The sequence below is a fragment of the Burkholderia sp. Ap-955 genome (assembly GCF_011753045.1).
GTDB lineage: Bacteria > Pseudomonadota > Gammaproteobacteria > Burkholderiales > Burkholderiaceae > Burkholderia > Burkholderia lata_D.
This window is the reverse complement of record NZ_VWWH01000075.1, coordinates 1-15,632: the sequence shown is the minus strand read 5'-3', so window position 1 is coordinate 15,632 and position 15,632 is coordinate 1. Positions and strand designations below refer to the sequence as shown.

The 15,632-nt window shown below is 67.6% G+C and carries 15 protein-coding genes and 1 pseudogene; 2 read left to right on the top strand and 14 right to left on the bottom strand.

The features are described from left to right. Positions 1–10 precede the first annotated feature (10 nt). The 10 genes from ugpE to F3J15_RS28550 form a co-directional block, all read right to left on the bottom strand. Positions 11–856 carry a sn-glycerol-3-phosphate ABC transporter permease UgpE gene (gene ugpE, locus F3J15_RS28595; protein ID WP_089444814.1) on the bottom strand — a complete coding sequence of 282 codons (846 nt, stop codon included), beginning with the start codon at positions 854–856 and terminating at the stop codon, positions 11–13. Next, complete coding sequence (gene ugpA / locus F3J15_RS28590; RefSeq protein ID WP_166895409.1) at positions 853–1,737, bottom strand: sn-glycerol-3-phosphate ABC transporter permease UgpA; 885 nt, start codon at positions 1,735–1,737, stop codon at positions 853–855. The genes ugpE and ugpA overlap by 4 nt, the downstream gene beginning before the upstream one ends. A 103-nt stretch (positions 1,738–1,840) precedes the next feature. Continuing rightward, positions 1,841–3,175: a sn-glycerol-3-phosphate ABC transporter substrate-binding protein UgpB gene (gene ugpB, locus F3J15_RS28585; RefSeq protein WP_069246942.1), complete on the bottom strand. Its 1,335-nt coding sequence runs from the start codon at positions 3,173–3,175 to the stop codon at positions 1,841–1,843. Positions 3,176–3,265: 90 nt separating this feature from the next. After that, a complete protein-coding gene (locus F3J15_RS28580; RefSeq protein ID WP_205191043.1) occupies positions 3,266–4,450 on the bottom strand; it encodes a deoxyguanosinetriphosphate triphosphohydrolase in 1,185 nt (394 codons plus the stop codon). Between the two features lie 65 nt (positions 4,451–4,515). Continuing rightward, entirely contained in the window at positions 4,516–5,595 is a 1,080-nt protein-coding gene (aroB, locus tag F3J15_RS28575; RefSeq protein WP_089439053.1) for a 3-dehydroquinate synthase, read from the bottom strand. Beyond that, entirely contained in the window at positions 5,592–6,146 is a 555-nt protein-coding gene (aroK, locus tag F3J15_RS28570; RefSeq protein WP_039366741.1) for a shikimate kinase AroK, read from the bottom strand. The genes aroB and aroK overlap by 4 nt, the downstream gene beginning before the upstream one ends. Before the next feature lie 40 nt (positions 6,147–6,186). Further along, positions 6,187–7,818, bottom strand: a complete 1,632-nt coding sequence (gene pilQ / locus F3J15_RS28565; RefSeq protein ID WP_166895407.1) for a type IV pilus secretin PilQ — start codon at positions 7,816–7,818, stop codon at positions 6,187–6,189. After that, the gene (locus F3J15_RS28560; RefSeq protein WP_166895406.1) at positions 7,815–8,681 is read right to left on the bottom strand and encodes a pilus assembly protein; all 867 of its coding nucleotides are present in this window, start codon (positions 8,679–8,681) and stop codon (positions 7,815–7,817) included. The genes pilQ and F3J15_RS28560 overlap by 4 nt, the downstream gene beginning before the upstream one ends. Then, positions 8,678–9,286 carry a fimbrial protein gene (locus F3J15_RS28555; protein WP_166895405.1) on the bottom strand — a complete coding sequence of 203 codons (609 nt, stop codon included), beginning with the start codon at positions 9,284–9,286 and terminating at the stop codon, positions 8,678–8,680. Before F3J15_RS28555 ends, F3J15_RS28560 begins: the two co-directional genes overlap by 4 nt. Further along, on the bottom strand, positions 9,283–10,209 hold the full coding sequence (locus F3J15_RS28550; protein WP_166895404.1) for a competence protein ComA: 927 nt from the start codon (positions 10,207–10,209) through the stop codon (positions 9,283–9,285). The genes F3J15_RS28555 and F3J15_RS28550 overlap by 4 nt, the downstream gene beginning before the upstream one ends. 220 nt (positions 10,210–10,429) lie before the next feature. Between F3J15_RS28550 and F3J15_RS28545 the strand changes: the two genes are divergently transcribed. Beyond that, positions 10,430–12,820, top strand: a complete 2,391-nt coding sequence (locus tag F3J15_RS28545) for a penicillin-binding protein 1A (RefSeq protein ID WP_179254142.1) — start codon at positions 10,430–10,432, stop codon at positions 12,818–12,820. A 90-nt stretch (positions 12,821–12,910) separates the two neighbouring features. On the opposite strand, the gene cyaY is transcribed toward F3J15_RS28545, so the two are convergent. After that, on the bottom strand, positions 12,911–13,240 hold the full coding sequence (cyaY, locus tag F3J15_RS28540; RefSeq protein WP_069246934.1) for an iron donor protein CyaY: 330 nt from the start codon (positions 13,238–13,240) through the stop codon (positions 12,911–12,913). A gap of 36 nt (positions 13,241–13,276) precedes the next feature. On the opposite strand from cyaY, the gene F3J15_RS28535 reads away from it, so the two are divergent. Continuing rightward, on the top strand, positions 13,277–13,555 hold the full coding sequence (locus F3J15_RS28535) for a lipoprotein (protein ID WP_081421163.1): 279 nt from the start codon (positions 13,277–13,279) through the stop codon (positions 13,553–13,555). 79 nt (positions 13,556–13,634) lie between these two features. Here the strand turns inward: F3J15_RS28535 and msrQ are convergent, their stop codons facing one another. The 3 genes and pseudogenes from msrQ to F3J15_RS28520 all read right to left on the bottom strand — a co-directional run. Beyond that, entirely contained in the window at positions 13,635–14,321 is a 687-nt protein-coding gene (gene msrQ / locus F3J15_RS28530) for a protein-methionine-sulfoxide reductase heme-binding subunit MsrQ (protein ID WP_166895427.1), read from the bottom strand. 20 nt (positions 14,322–14,341) lie between these two features. Continuing rightward, positions 14,342–15,337, bottom strand: coding sequence for a protein-methionine-sulfoxide reductase catalytic subunit MsrP (msrP, locus tag F3J15_RS28525; RefSeq protein ID WP_166895402.1), 996 nt, complete (start codon positions 15,335–15,337; stop codon positions 14,342–14,344). A gap of 158 nt (positions 15,338–15,495) precedes the next feature. Next, a pseudogene (locus tag F3J15_RS28520) lies at positions 15,496–15,632 on the bottom strand (c-type cytochrome biogenesis protein CcsB); the annotation flags it as partial.

Here is a 15,632-nt window from a genome sequence, read left to right as displayed (position 1 = left end):
CGTCCGTCATTTATTTCTCGGAATCGACGAGGCCGCGCACGAACCAGCGCTGCATCGCCAGTACGACGACGAGCGGCGGGATCATTCCCAGCAGCGTCGCCGCCATCACGTATTGCCATTCGGTCGCGGCGTCGCCGCTCGCGATCATCGTCTTGATGCCCACCACCGCCGTCGACAGCGAGGCCTCCGTCGTGATCAGGATCGGCCACAGATACTGGTTCCAGCCGTAGATGAACGTGATCACGAACAGCGCCGCGATGCTCGTCTTCGACAGCGGCAGCACGACGTCCCAGAAGAACCGCAGCGGCCCCGCGCCGTCGATGCGCGCGGCATCCATCAGCTCGTCGGGCAGCGTCATGAAGAACTGGCGGAACAGGAACGTCGCGGTCGCCGACGCGATCAGCGGCAGCGTGAGCCCCGCATAGGTGTTCGTCAGGTGCAGCGTCGACACGACCTGCACGGTCGGGAAGATCCGCACTTCCACCGGCAGCATCAGCGTGATGAAGATCAGCCAGAACGCCGTGTTGCGAAACGGGAAGCGGAAATAGACGATCGCGTACGCGGACAGGATCGACACCGCGATCTTGCCCACCGCGATCCCGAGCGCCATTGCGAAGCTGTTCACGAGCAGGCGGCCGAACGGCGCGGTCGTGCCGCCGCTGCCGTGCCCCCAGATGTACGCGACGTTCTCGAACAGGTGCGTGCTCGGCACGAGCGACAGCGGCACCGTGAACACTTCCTGCGCATTCATCGTCGCCGCGCAGAACGCGACGTAGACGGGAAACACGATCAGCACGACGCCCGCGATCAGCACCGCGTGGCAGAACAGGTCGAAGCCCTTGCGATTTTCGATCATGCGTATTGCACCCTGCGTTCGACGAAGCGGAACTGGATCACCGTGAGCCCGACGACGATGATCATCAGCACGACCGACTGCGCGCCCGAGCTGCCGATGTCGAGCCCCTGGAAGCCCTCCGCGAAGATCTTGTAGATCAGTGTCTTCGTGCTCTGCGCCGGGCCGCCGCCGGTGGCCGCGTCGATCACCGGGAACGTGTCGAAGAACGCGTAGACGAGGTTCACGACCAGCAGGAAGAAGCTGGTGGGCGACAGCAGCGGCAGCACGATGTTGAAGAAGCGCCGCACCGGCCCGGCACCGTCGATCGCGGCCGCCTCGATCAGCGAGCGCGGAATCGCCTGCAGGCCCGCGTAGAAGAACAGGAAGTTGTAGCTCACCTGTTTCCACACCGATGCAAGCACGACCAGGAACATCGCCTGGTCGCCGTTCAGCGCGTGGTTCCACACGATGCCGCTCCTCGCGAGCGCATAGGTGATCAGGCCGATGCTCGGGTTGAACAGGAACGCCCACAGCACGGCGGCGATCGTCGGGGCAACCGCATACGGCCAGATCAGCAGCGTGCGGTACACGCGCGCGCCGCGGATCACGCGATCGGCGCACGCGGCGAGAATCAGCGATACGACGAGCCCGCTCACCGTGACGAGCGAACTGAACACGAGCGTCGTGCGGAACGAATCGAGATACAGCGGATCGGCGAACAGGTGCGTGAAGTTCGCGAGGCCGACGAATTCGCTCGACGTGCCGAACGCGTCCTGCATCTGCGTCGACTGCCATAGCGCGACGCCGGCCGGCCACAGGAAGAACACGGCGGTGATCGCGAGCTGCGGCGCGATCAGCAGGTACGGCAACAGGCTCGTACCGAAACGGGAACGGGATTGCATCGCGGATATCCGGTCAGGCGCAACGGAAAGGGAGTCGTGCCGCCGGCCGGCACGCGCATCCGTACAGGATGCGACGCGGCCGGCGGCACGGTGCGATGCGGGCTCAGCCGCCCGACTTCTCGAACCGGCGCAGCAACTCGTCGCCGCGCGACGCGGCCGAATCGAGCGCGTCCTTCGGCGATTTCTTCTGCGCCCAGACCTGTTCGAACTCCTCGTCGACCACCGTGCGGATCTGCGGCATGTTGCCCAGGCGCAGCCCCTTCGTGTACGGCAGCGGCGGCTTGTTCAGCATCTGCTTGATCGCGGTTTCGGCGCTCGGGTTCTTCGCGTAGAAGCCCTGCTGGCGCGTGAGGTCGTACGCGGCGGTCGTGACCGGGAGGTAGCCCGTGTCCTGGTGCCACTTCGCGGCGACAGCCGGCGAGGCCAGGTACGCGAGGAATTTCGCGACGCCCTTGTAGGTCGCCGGATCCTTGCCCGCCAGCACCCACAGGCTCGCGCCGCCGATGATCGCGTTCTGCGGGGCGCCCTTCACGTTCGCGTCGTACGGCATCATGCCCGTGCCGTAGCTGAACTTCGCGAACTTCTGCACGTTCGCGAGCGCGCCCGACGACGTCGTCAGGATCCCGCAGTCGCCGCTGTAGAACTTCGCCGACGCTTCGTCCTTGCGGCCCGCGTACGTGAACGTGCCGTCCTTCGCCATCTGCTGCAGGAACGAGATGTGCGCGATCTGCTGCGGCTTGTTGAATTCGAGCACCGCGTCGGTACCGTCGAAGCCGTTGTTGCGGCTCGCGAACGGCAGCCCATGCCACGCGCTGTAGTTCTCGAGCTGGATCCAGCCCTGCCAGCCGGTCGTGAAGCCGCATGCCATCCCCGACTTGCGCAGCTTCTCCGCATCGGCCTGCACGTCGGCCCACGTCTTCGGCGGCTGGTTCGGGTCGAGCCCGGCCTTCTTGAACGCGTCCTTGTTGTAGTACAGCACCGGCGTCGAGCTGTTGAACGGCATCGATACGAGATGGCCCGTCTTCGCGTCGCTGTAGTAGCTCGCGATGGTCGGCACGAACGCCTTTTCGTCGAGCGGCACGCCGGCCTGCTTGAACACGTCGTAGACGGGCACGACGGCCTTCTTCGCCTGCATCATCGTGGCCGTGCCGACTTCATAGACCTGGAGGATCGCCGGCGCGTTGCCGCTGCGATAGGCGGCGATGCCGGCCGCGAGTGCCTGGTCGTAGGTGCCCTTGAAGACCGGCACGATCTTGTAGTCGCTCTGCGACGCGTTGAACTGGTCGGCGATCGCGTTGACCCGCTCGCCGAGCGCGGCTTCCATCGCATGCCAGAACTGGATTTCCGTCGCGGCGAGCGCCACGTGCTGTACCCCGAACATCAGCGCGCCGCCGAGCGCGATCGAACGAACCAGTGTCCCCGCAGGCTTCTTCTTCATCGACCTCTCTCCTATGAAAACGTTACCAACAGCGTGTGCAACATTCCCGTCGCCATTGAACCGGCGAAGTCTAGTGATCGTTTGTGACAGTCAGTTGTCGTTGATGACGAACAGGCGCTGATACTCCTTCAGCGCGAAGCGGTCGGTCATGCCGGCGATGTAGTGCGCGACGAGGCGCGGCTGCTGCGCGGCATCGTCGGACTGGTACGGCGGCGGCAGCAGCCGCGGATCGTCGATGAACGCGTCGAACAGACCGGTGACGACGCGCTGCGCCTTGCTCGCCATGCGCATCACCTTGTAGTGGCGATAGAGGTTCTTGAAGAGGAAACGCTTGAGGGCGGCCGCCTGCGCGGCAACCGTTTCGCTGTGCGACACGAGCGGCGGCGCGGCGCGCACGTCGTCGAGCGACGTGGGGGCGACACGCGCGAGATTGCGCGTCGTCTCGTCGATCAGGTCGACGATCAGCGTGTTGATGATGCGGCGCACCGTCTCGTGCACGAGACGGCGGCCTTCGAGGTGCGGGAATTCGGCGAGCGCCGCCTCGTAGTGGCGCTGCCACAGCTCGACTTCCGCGAGCTGTTCGATCGTGATCAGGCCGGAACGCAGGCCGTCGTCGACGTCGTGGTTGTTGTACGCGATCTCGTCCGCGATGTTGGCGAGCTGCGCTTCGAGCGACGGCTGGCGGCCCTGCAGGAAGCGCTCGCCGAGCGCGCCCAGCTTGCGCGCATTCTCGCGCGAGCAGTGCTTCAGAATGCCTTCGCGCGTCTCGAAGCACAGGTTCAGCCCGTTGAACGCGCCGTAGTGCTCCTCGAGCTCGTCGACGACCGCCAGGCTCTGGAGGTTGTGCTCGAAGCCGCCATGCTCGCGCATGCAGGCATTCAGCGCATCCTGCCCGGCATGGCCGAACGGCGTATGGCCGAGGTCGTGCGCGAGCGAGATCGCCTCGACAAGATCCTCGTTCAGGCGCAGGTTGCGCGCGACCGAGCGCGCGATCTGTGCGACTTCGAGACTGTGCGTGAGGCGTGTGCGGAACAGGTCGCCTTCGTGATTGACGAAGACCTGCGTCTTGTATTCGAGCCGGCGAAATGCGGTCGAATGGACGATGCGGTCACGGTCGCGCTGGAATTCGGTGCGCGCCGCCGGCGGTGCTTCCGGATGGCGACGGCCGCGCGACTGCGACGCGTGTGCGGCATACGGAGCGAGATGGGCTTCCAGCGCCGCCAGCGTCGGCGGCTCGGCCACCGGCGCAGCAGATGCGCGGCCGGCTTCGGGCAGTGTGCTGCTGGATGTCTCGCTCACGTCTCCTCCATGTCAGGGGCGCCGGGGCATCCGGGCCGCCGTTAGCGGGTAGTCTGCGCCAGTGTGGCGAACACGGCTTCGTCCGGCGCCTGCGTGATCAGCGTATCGCCGAATCGCTTCAGCAGGATGAACTTGATCGCGCCGGCCTCCGCCTTCTTGTCGACGCGCATCAGGTCCATGTAGCGCGCGTCGCCGAGCGCGGGCCCGCGGGTCGGCAGGTGCGCGGCCGCGATCACCGCATCGAGACGCTGCCGCGATGCTTCGTCGAGCAGGCCGAGCCGCACCGACAGGTCGCCCGCCATCACCATCCCGCAGCCAACCGCTTCGCCATGCAGCCACTCGCCGTAGCCGAGGCCGGCCTCGATCGCATGGCCGAACGTATGGCCGAAATTCAGGATCGCGCGCAGGCCGCCTTCGCGTTCGTCGGCCGCCACCACGCTCGCCTTGATCTCGCACGAGCGCTTCACCGCATGCGCGAGCGCGGCCGGGTCGCGACGGTTCAGCGCGTCGACGTTCGCCTCGATCCAGTCGAAGAATTCCGCATCGGCGATCGCGCCGGTCTTGATGATCTCGGCGACGCCGGCCGCCAGTTCGCGGTCGGGCAGGGTCGTCAGCGCGCCGATGTCCGCGATCACGGCCTGCGGCTGGTAGAACGCGCCGATCATGTTCTTGCCGAGCGGGTGGTTGATGCCCGTCTTGCCGCCGACCGACGAATCGACCTGCGACAGCAGCGTCGTCGGCACCTGGATGAACGGCACGCCGCGCATGTAGCACGCGGCCGCAAAGCCCGTCATGTCGCCGATCACGCCGCCGCCGAGCGCGACGAGCGTCGTCTTGCGGTCCGCGCGGTCGGTCAGCAGGCCGTCGAAGATCAGGTTCAGCGTTTCCCAGTTCTTGTACGCCTCGCCGTCCGGCAGCACGACCGTCGACACGCGCTTGCCGAGCGGCGCAAGCGCCGCGCGCAGCGCGTCGCCGTAGAGCGGATCGACCGTCGTGTTCGTGACGATCGTGACGGACGAGCCCTTGATATGAGGCGCGAACAACTCGGCGCGGCCAATCAGGCCGGCGCCAATATGAATCGGATAGGCGCGGTCGCCCAGATCGACGTTGACAGTAATCATGCTTGTAGCGGCTTGGCGATGACGCCCGCCAGTTCGAGTTGCATCAGCACCATGTTGACGAGACCGTTGACCGACGGACGGCCGGTCTCGATGACGAAATCCGCGCATTCGCGGTACAGCGGGTCGCGTACCTCGTACAGCGCTTCGAGACGCCCCTTCGGATCTTCGGTCTGCAGCAGCGGGCGGTTCTTGTCCTTGCGCGTACGCAGCCACAGATCGTGCGGATTGGCGCGCAGGTAGACGACGATGCCGTGGCTTTTCAGGCAGTCGCGGTTTTCCGGGCGCAGCACCGCGCCGCCGCCCGTCGCGAGCACGATGTTCTCGCGCTGCGTGAGATCGGCGATCACCTGCGTTTCGCGATCGCGAAACCCGGCCTCGCCCTCCATCTCGAAGATCACCGGAATGCGCGCGCCCGTGCGGGCCTCGATTTCGTGGTCGGAGTCGAAGAACGTCCTGTCGAGACGACGCGCGACCGCACGGCCCACGGTGGTCTTACCCGCTCCCATAAGGCCGACGAAAAATACGTTTGCATGTGGGTCCCGCGCTTGCAACGGCTTCCTCTGCTTCAATCTTGCTGGTGTGTGGCGCAGCTTACTGGCAAAGCGGCTGCCTTGTCGAGCCTGCGCCGGCGGCTTCCGGCCCCGTTTTCTCGGCATCCGCGCCGCCCGCGCCGGGCGCATTGCAGCGCGCATCGACGACGGTCGGCGTGATGAAGACGACCAGTTCGTTACGTTGATCGCGTTGCGCGCGGTGCCGGAAAAGCGCGCCCAGAAACGGTATTTTGCCCAAGAGCGGCACGCGCGTCACATCGTTCCGGTTCAGTTGCTCATAGATCCCGCCAATCGCGACCGTCCCGCCGTTCTCGACCTCGACGCGCGTCTGGACGTGTTTCGTATGGATCGCCGGACCGGCCGCCGTCGGCTCGCCGATGCTGTCCTTCGTCACGTCCAGGTCGAGCACCACACGCCCGTCCGGCGTGATCTGCGGCTCGACCTCGAGCTTGAGCGTCGCCCGGCGGAACTGCACGCCGCTCACGCCGTTGCCGACCTTCGCCTGGTACGGCAGCTCCGAGCCCTGTTCGACGATGGCCTTGACGCGATCGGCGGTCACCACGCGCGGACTCGAAACGATCTGGCCCCGCCCTTGCGCCTCGAGCGCGCTCAGTTCGACGTCGAGCACACGGCTGAGCGGCGCGGCGAACAGCGTGAAGCCGGCGGTTGCCGCTTCGAAGCCGCCGAGCGGCCGCGCAGCCAGGTCGAGCGCATTGCGGGCACCGGTCATAAACATGGCGCTCTCGCCCGACGGCGGCCGCTCCTGCGCCCGCAGCGCGACGCGCGCGCCGAGATTGCGCGAAAAACCCTGCTCGCCCTCGACGATGCGGGCCTCGATCCGGACCTGCCGCGACGGCCGGTCGATCGCATCGATCAGGCTCGCGATCTGGTCGAGACGCGGCGCGAGATCGGTGACGAACAGCAGGTTCGTGCGCGGATCGGCAGCTGCCGCACCACGCTTCGATAGCAGGCGCTGGCCGGTCGCGCCGGCCAGGAGCCGCTGCACGTCCTGCGCACGCGGGTAGTGCAGCGCGAACGTCCGGCTCGCAAGCGGCTCCAGATCGGCGGCCCGCGCGTGCATTTCGAAGCGCTCGCGTTCGCGGGCGGCCAGTTCGGCCGCCGGCGTGACCCATATCACGTTGCCCCGCCGGGACATCGCGAGCCCGTGTGTGTCGAGCAGCGTGTCGAAGGCATCGCGCCAGCGGACATTGTTCAGACGTAACGTGACGGCGCCACGCACCTGCTCGCTGACGACAATATTGAGTCCGGTGAACCGCGCGAACGCGTCGAACGCGGCCGCAAGCCCCGCGCCCTGCAGATTCAGCGAGATCCGCCGCGTGTCGTCCGCATCGCCCGGCTGCCGGGCCGCAGCGTCGCTCATCCGTGCCGGCGGCGCCAACGGGATCGGCGGCCCCTCCAGCCCGGGCGCCGGGGTGGCGGCCTCCGCCTGAAGCGCCGCGCGAGCCGCCTGGTCGAACGGCGGCGGGCCGGCCTCCGTCGATACGGTGTGATCCGCACCGTCCACCACGCCTTGTGGCAACGGCAGACCCGGCACCTGCGTATCCAACGATGCGGCAGGCCAGACGGCCGGCAGCGGCGGCAACGACGCGCTTGCACTGGCCGCGGTCAATCCGGCCCAAACGGCGAGCACCCGGCATCCGTGCTTGATCATGGCCGCCTCCCGTCGTCCAGCGTGACCCGGTACGTGCCGTCCGCTGTTGCCAGCGTCACGGCGACGGGATCGACGCGCACCACCCGCGCGGCCCCGACGGTATCGCCGGGGACCACGGCCGTGAACGCGCCGTCACCGTCGTCGAACAGTGCAAGACCTGCATGACCGTCGCGAATCGTGCCGGCCAGGCGGGCAGCCGCCCCCTCCGGTTCGGACGAACCGGCCTCGCCGAACGGATCGGCGCCGGGCGTGTCGGCCAGAACCGGCGCCTCCCCGCCCGTGGACGTTGGCGCCGGCAACTCCGGAAACACGTCGACGGACATTTCCACGCGCGCGGCCTCCTTTCCCCGTTCGACACGCAGCGCGGACGGCACAGCCAGCACCGGGGAACGGGCCAGCCCGCCGACCATCTGCAGCAACGCGCGAAAGCCGCCGTACGCGACGATACGCACCGAGCGCCTGCCGTCCGGCACCGCGCCATCGGCGCGCAGCGGTTCGATCGATACGTCGCGCAGCCCGCTCGACGCGGCGCGATCCGCCAGTTCCAGCATCAAAGCGGCCCATTCCGGCGTACGCGGCGAGCGATCGCCGTGTGCCGCCGCCGGCTGCACGCCGCGTTGCCGTGCGGCGGCCACCAGGACACGCCGCGCGTCGGCCTCCCGCATCTGCGCCGCTGCGAGCAACGCGCGGCTATGCGCGAGCCCGCTCCAGTCGGCAGCATTCGCCAGATGAATGCCGCCCGCCAGCACGGCCGCGAATGCGAGCCCGCAGCCTGCGACGTGCGCAGCCGCCGGCGACACGCGCCGCATGCCGCCCCGCCATCCGTCGCCGCGCAGTGCGGACCGATGCGCGAGCGCCATCATGTGCCGCCCCCCGACGCTTTCCGGGACGCCATCGCGTCGTGCCAGCGCAGCTGGACCGAGAACCGGAACGGCATCCCACCTATAGGGACCGGCGCATCGGAAGCAGGCTTCAACGCATCGATATCGATCCGCCAGCCACGTTGCTCGCGTGCCATCCCCGCGAGCCATCGCGCGGCCGCCCGGTAGCTCGCGGCCCGCGCATCGATCACGGCACCGGCCGACGTCGTGCGCAGCGCGTCGAGCCGGACGGCGCCGTCGCGCACCTGCGCCAGCGTGGCCAGCAGCCCTGCGACGTGCCGATAAGGCGCAGCAAGCGCGGCCGCCTGCGCATCGCGCTGGGCGGCAACGGCCGCCGCCCTGGCTGCGCGTGTCGCGGCCCCCACCTGCGGCTGCAACTGCCGCAGCCGCGCCTCCACGCTTGCACGTTCGGCATCCACACGCCACGCCGCCGCGGTGGCAGCGCCCGTCCACAGGCCGGCGCCGAGCACACCGAACAGAATCGCCGCACCGCACTGCGCGGCCCGGCGACGTCGCAACGCCTGCGCCAGCCGCTCGCGGTATGGCAGCAGGTTGAAACCGCCCGGCTCCGCACGACAGGCCGTCATTCCCACACCCCGCGCAATGCCAGCCCGAATGCGACAGCCCATGCCGGGCCGCCCGGCATGCCGGCGGGCGGGCACGGCTGCCCGCTCCAGCCCGTGCAGTCGAACGACACCGCAACCGCACCGAGCACATCGCCGATCTCGGCGACGGACGTGTCGAAGCGGGCGATGCAACGCTCGTCCCCGGCCACGAGTACGCAACACACGGCCCCGAGCGCGCGCTGGCGCAATGCATCGGAAAACGCCCCCGGCACGGCGCCGGACAGCGTCAGCACCGGTACGGCCAACGGGCCGTCGATTCGCCAGCCGTGCACGCCCGAGTCATGAAACCAGAGCGCCGCGTAGGGGCCCGCCTGCGCGTCGGGTTCGAATTGCGCGGCATAGCGCAACGCACGCAGCGCCGCGGCCGACTCGCCGTCGACCACCGTCAGGTCGACACCGGCCTGGGCAGCCACGTCGATCCGCCGTTCGAGCAGCGCCAGCGGCGCCACGGCAACCTCGATCTCGCCCGCTCCCGCGCCGCCCTCATGCCGCCAGTCGAACGCGAGACTGTCCGGCGCCAGCCCCGAGATGCGTTCGGCCGCCTGCCGCGCGGCGTCCTCGACGTCGGCCCGCCCGGCCAGGTCGAGCGTCGCGGTGCGCATCTCGTCATCGTGCAACGCCATCACGCCGCGCGCGTCGCACCGCACGCCGGCCGCCGACAGCCTCGACACGGCGGCGGCCAGCGCGCGTGCAACAGCCGCCCAGCGCGCATCCTCCGGCCCGCCCGCCAACCCGACCGGCTCCCGCTCGAGTCCCTCGACGCACACCCCCGCGCCCCGGCCGCGCCGGCTCAACACGACCACCCTCACCTCATGCGCACCGACGTCGATTCCCGTCGACCGGTGCCCGCCCTGTGCAAACCGCGCTCGCCATCGTCCCGCCATCCCAGCCTCCCGAATTCGTCGCGGCCCATGCCGCGTTTCCGAGACCTGATTCTGCAAATCGGCGCGTGCGGCCGACAGTCGGCCTAATGGCCAGCATCCGCTCCCGACGACCATGCGCGGGCTATGCTGGAAGTACGCCAGGCCGCGTCTTCGCGGCGGGCGGCCCCCGCGTCAGGACCGGTCTTACCGGGCAGCTATAATCGCGGGACTGTTTTCCGGTATGCCTATGCAATCCACGACTCCTACGTCCCCGCCTCCTGCCCCGGAGCCGAAGAAGCGGCCCTGGTGGCAAAAAGTCCTGCTCGGATTCGCCACGATGTGCGTGGCGCTCGTCGTGGCCGGCGGCCTCGTGCTCGGCTACGCGCTCGTCGTTGCGTGGCCGAACATGCCGTCGCTCGACGCGCTGACCGACTATCGGCCGAAGGTGCCGCTGCGCATCTATACGTCCGATCACGTGCTGATCGGCGAATTCGGCGAAGAGCGCCGCGACGTCGTCCATTTCAAGGACGTGCCCGACTCGCTGAAGAAGGCGATCCTCGCGATCGAGGACGCGCGCTTCTACGATCACGGCGGTGTCGACCTCACCGGCATCGTCCGCGCCGGCTTCGTCGCGCTGACGAACGGCCATGCGTCGCAGGGTGCGAGCACGATCACGATGCAGGTCGCGCGCAACTTCTTCCTGTCGAGCGAGAAGACCTACACGCGCAAGATTTACGAGATGCTGCTCGCGTACCGGATCGAGCGTGCGCTGACGAAGGATCAGATTCTCGAGGTCTACATGAATCAGATCTATCTCGGCCAGCGCGCGTACGGCTTCGCGAGCGCCGCGCGGGTCTACTTCGGCAAGGACCTGAAGGACATCTCGCTGGCCGAAGCCGCGATGCTCGCCGGGCTGCCGAAGGCACCGTCCGCGTACAACCCGGTCGTGAACCCGAAGCGTGCGAAGGTGCGCCAGGAATACATCCTGCAGCGGATGCTCGAGCTGAATTTCATCACGCGCGAACAGTACGACGAAGCTTCCGCTCAGCCGCTCGTCGTCAAGGGTCCGGGCCGCGATTTCAGCGTGCACGCCGAGTACGTCGCGGAAATGGTCCGACAAATGATGTACGCGCAGTACCGCGAGGAAACCTACACGCGCGGCTTCAACGTCGTCACGACGATCGACTCCGCGGATCAGCAGGTCGCGTACACCGCGCTGCGCAAGGGCATCATGGATTACGAACGCCGGCACGGCTATCGGGGGCCGGAAGGCTTCATCGAGCTGCCGGCCGGGGCCGACGACCGTGAACAAGCGATCGACGATGCGCTGCTCGAACACCCTGACAACGGCGAACTGATCGCCGCGGTCGTCACGGCCGCCAGCCCGCGCCAGATCACGGTCGCGTTCATCGACGGCAGCAATGCGACGATCGAAGGCGACAACCTGCGCTTCGCGTCGGGCGCGCTGTCGGCCAATGCGCAGCCGAATCGCCGCATCCGCCCGGGCGCGATCGTCCGCGTCGTGAAGAACGACGCCGGCAAATGGTCGATCACGCAGTTGCCGCAGGTCGAGGGAGCGTTCCTGTCGATCGTCCCGCAGGACGGCGCGATCCGCTCGCTCGTCGGCGGCTTCGACTACAACAAGAACAAGTTCAACCACGTCACGCAGGCGTGGCGGCAGCCGGGTTCGTCGTTCAAGCCGTTCATCTATTCGGCGTCGCTCGACAAGGGCCTCGGGCCGGCAACCGTGATCAACGACGGCCCGCTGTATTTCAGCGCCGCCGAAACGGGCGGCCAGCCGTGGGAGCCGAAGAACTACGGCGGCGGCTTCGAAGGTCCGATGTCGATGCGCACCGCGCTGCAGCGCTCGCGCAACCTCGTGTCGATCCGGATCCTGAACCACATCGGCACGAAGTACGCGCAGCAGTACATCACCCGCTTCGGCTTCGACGCCGAACGCCATCCGGCCTACCTGCCGATGGCACTCGGCGCGGGCCAGGTCACGCCGCTGCAGATGGCGGGCGCGTACTCGGTCTTCGCGAACGGCGGCTACCGCGTCAATCCGTACCTGATCGCCGAAGTCACCGATCCGAACGGCGCGATCGTCGTGCGCGCGCAGCCGCTCGTCGCCGAGCAGAATGCGCCGCGCGCGATCGACCCGCGCAACGCGTATGTGATGAACAGCCTGCTGCAGAGCGTCGCGCAGCGCGGCACGGGCGCACGGACCAACGTGCTGAAGCGCACCGACCTCGCGGGCAAGACCGGCACGACGAACGACTCGCACGACGCGTGGTTCGCCGGCTACCAGCACACGCTCGCCGCGATCGCGTGGATCGGCTACGACAATCCGCGCAGCCTCGGCGATCGCGAAACGGGGGGCGGCCTGTCGCTGCCGGTCTGGATCGACTACATGGGCGCCGCGCTGAAGGGTGTGCCCGAGTTCAAGCCGACGGTGCCGGACGGCGTCGAGTCGCTCGGCGGCGAGCTGTACTTCACCGAGTTCGCGCCGGGCCACGGCTTCGTGTCGACGGTCGGCGTACCGCAGGCGCCGGCCGCGCAGAACGTCGACGCCACCGTGCCGCACGTCGACGAGCAGGAAAAGCAGGACATCATGAACCTGTTCGCGCACTGACCACCGGCACGGACATGAAAAAAGCGCCCCGCGGGGCGCTTTTTCTTTGATACGACGCGTCGAGGCGCAGCCCGGCTTCGGCCGGAGCGGTTACGGCGCGCTGAACGTGATCGGCAGGCCGGCCTGCTGCGTCGCGTATTCGGTGAGCGCCGAGAAAAACTCGGTGCCCGTGCGCGTATCGCGCCATTCGCCGTCGATGAAACGGTAGTGGAAGCCGCCCGCCCTCGCGGCGATCCACACTTCCTTCATCGGCGGCTGCAGGTTGACGATGATCTTCGAGCCGTTCTCGAACGTCAGCGTCAGGACGCTGCCGTTGCGCTCCAGATCGATGTCGTGATCGCCGTCGTTGGCGTCGTCGACGGTACGCTCGACGGCCGCCAGCACGGCCTCGGCACGGGTCAGGTATTCGGTATCGGACATGCTAAACTCTATCGGTTCAATTGTTCAGGGACGATCATGCGAGTCGTTTTCCGGATGAGCGCGATTGTAGCGGCTTTGGCGATTCTTGCCGGCTGCGGTCAAAGCGGCGCGCTCTATCTGCCCACCGTGCCTCCGATGCCCAAGCCACTCCAGCAGCAGGACACCCCGCCGTCGGACGTGAAGCCGACCGATGAAAACGCGTCGTCCGACAGTGTGCCCGATTCGTCCGGCACACCGCTCACGCTGTCACCCGAACTGTCGAGCAGCGCATCGTCCATGCCTGCACCGGCGTCGAGCCCGGCCGTCGCGAAGTAACGACGCGCCGCCTGCACGGCGCACGAAACAAGGCGATGACTTCCCGGTCATCGCCTTTTGTTTTTTTCAGGCTGCGCCGTCACGCGCGCACGCGCCGCCATCCCCATGCGATGAGCCGCCAGCCGAGCAGCACGGCGACGATTGCCGCATACAGCTTCGGCTGCGCGAGATTGTGCTTGCCGGCCCTCATCCACCAGAAGTGCAGCACGCCGAACAGCGCGATCGCGTAGATCGCGCTGTGCAGCGTCGCCCAGTGGCGCCCCAGGCGGCGCACCATGGCGCGCGGCGACGTTGCCGCGAGCGGAATCAGCAGCACGAACGCGGCGAAACCGACCGTGATGAACGGGCGCTTGCCGACGTCCTTCAGGATCGCGACGACGTCGAACCACTTGTCGAACCACAGGTAGGTCGTGAAGTGCAGCGTCGCGTAGAAGAACGCGAACAGCCCGATCATCCGGCGAAAACGCAGCAGCGTGGCGAACCCCGTCATGCGCCGAAGCGGCGTGACGGCGAGCGTGATGCACAGGATCACGAGCGTCCAGAGCCCCGTCGAGCGCGTGATGAACTCGATCGGATTCGCGCCGAGCCGGTCGGTCAGCCCGAACAGCACGAGACGCGCGAGCGGATAAAGACCGGCCGCGAAAACCAGCACCTTGGCCGGCGCGAGCCAGCGCGGTGCGGCGGGACGGACCGCGCCGCGCCGTGCGGCACGTGCAGCCTGGCCGGCGCCGGCTGTGGACGCGGCCGTCAGGGTCGAAGGGGGCAGGTCGTTTCTCACCGTCGCCCTCAGAAATTCTTCTTCAGGTCCATACCCTGATACATCGACGCGACCAGGTCGCCGTAGCCGTTGAACATCAGCGTCTTGCGCTTCGGCGTGAAAAAGCCGTCCTCGCCGATGCGCCGCTCGGTCGCCTGGCTCCAGCGCGGATGATCGACGTTCGGGTTCACGTTCGAATAGAAGCCGTACTCGTTCGACGCGTACGTGTTCCAGCTCGTCTTCGGCTGCTTGTCGACGAAGCGGATCTTCACGAGCGACTTCGCGCTCTTGAAACCGTACTTCCACGGCACGACGATCCGCACCGGTGCGCCGTTCTGGTTCGGCAGCACCTGCCCGTAGACGCCCATCGTCAGCAGCGTCAGCGGATTCATCGCCTCGTCCATCCGCAGCCCTTCCGAGTACGGCCAGTCGAGCACGGGCGTCGAGAGCCCGGGCATCTGAGACGGATCGGCCAGCGTGATGAACTGCACGTATTTCGCGTTACCGGTCGGCTGCACGCGCTTGATCAGCTCGGACAGCGGCACACCGATCCACGGAATCACCATCGACCATCCTTCGACGCAGCGCAGCCGGTATACGCGCTCCTCGAGCGGCGCGAGTTTCAGCAGTTCGTCGAGATCGAACACCCTCGGATGCAGCACCTCGCCCTCGACGCTCACACGCCACGGGTGCGGCCGCAGCGTGCCGGCGTTCTGCGCGGGGTCGCTCTTGTCGGTGCCGAATTCGTAGAAGTTGTTGTAGGTGGTGATGTCCTTGAACGGCGTCACCTTGTCGGCCGCGACGAACTTCGGATTCGTCTTCGCCGCCAGCTTCGCGGCCCGCGCATCAGGCGACGCATAGGCGGCCAATGCTGCGCCGCTGCCACCGAGCAGCCCGCCCGCTGCTGCGAGGCCGGCCGCCTGCAATACGCGCCGCCGGTTCTCGAACACCGCACGCGGCGTGATTTCGCCGGGTGCAATATCGCCGCCGGTCAGTACGTTCCGCAAAGGGCGTTTGATCCACATCGTGCTGCTCCTCCTGCCTGCGCCGCGCGCAGTTTCATGAGCGTTCGACCCGCCGCGTCTTGCGCCGTTCGACGCCCGGACCGCCCGCCCGTTACAAAAGAAAACCGCCGGGCACGCAGTGCACCGGCGGTTTCATAGTCGGACGAACAGCGGAAATCTTACAGCTTGCCGTAGCTGTGCAGCCCGGACAGGAACATGTTGACGCCGAGGAACGCGAAGGTCGTCACGAGCAGGCCCGTGAGCGCCCACCATGCGGCCACCGTGCCGCGCAGCCCCTTCATCAGGCGCATGTGCA

Bases quoted from the DNA above. Each gene is read 5' to 3' on its own strand.
- ugpB (WP_069246942.1), bottom strand. From the start codon at position 3,175: ATGAAGAAGAAGCCTGCGGGGACACTGGTTCGTTCGATCGCGCTCGGC.
- F3J15_RS28555 (WP_166895405.1), bottom strand. From the start codon at position 9,286: ATGACGGCCTGTCGTGCGGAGCCGGGCGGTTTCAACCTGCTGCCATAC.
- cyaY (WP_069246934.1), bottom strand. From the start codon at position 13,240: ATGTCCGATACCGAATACCTGACCCGTGCCGAGGCCGTGCTGGCGGCC.
- aroB (WP_089439053.1), bottom strand. From the start codon at position 5,595: ATGATTACTGTCAACGTCGATCTGGGCGACCGCGCCTATCCGATTCAT.
- F3J15_RS28550 (WP_166895404.1), bottom strand. From the start codon at position 10,209: ATGGCGGGACGATGGCGAGCGCGGTTTGCACAGGGCGGGCACCGGTCG.
- ugpE (WP_089444814.1), bottom strand. From the start codon at position 856: ATGATCGAAAATCGCAAGGGCTTCGACCTGTTCTGCCACGCGGTGCTG.
- ugpA (WP_166895409.1), bottom strand. From the start codon at position 1,737: ATGCAATCCCGTTCCCGTTTCGGTACGAGCCTGTTGCCGTACCTGCTG.
- F3J15_RS28535 (WP_081421163.1), top strand. From the start codon at position 13,277: ATGCGAGTCGTTTTCCGGATGAGCGCGATTGTAGCGGCTTTGGCGATT.
- pilQ (WP_166895407.1), bottom strand. From the start codon at position 7,818: ATGATCAAGCACGGATGCCGGGTGCTCGCCGTTTGGGCCGGATTGACC.
- F3J15_RS28560 (WP_166895406.1), bottom strand. From the start codon at position 8,681: ATGATGGCGCTCGCGCATCGGTCCGCACTGCGCGGCGACGGATGGCGG.
- msrP (WP_166895402.1), bottom strand. From the start codon at position 15,337: ATGTGGATCAAACGCCCTTTGCGGAACGTACTGACCGGCGGCGATATT.
- F3J15_RS28545 (WP_179254142.1), top strand. From the start codon at position 10,430: ATGCCTATGCAATCCACGACTCCTACGTCCCCGCCTCCTGCCCCGGAG.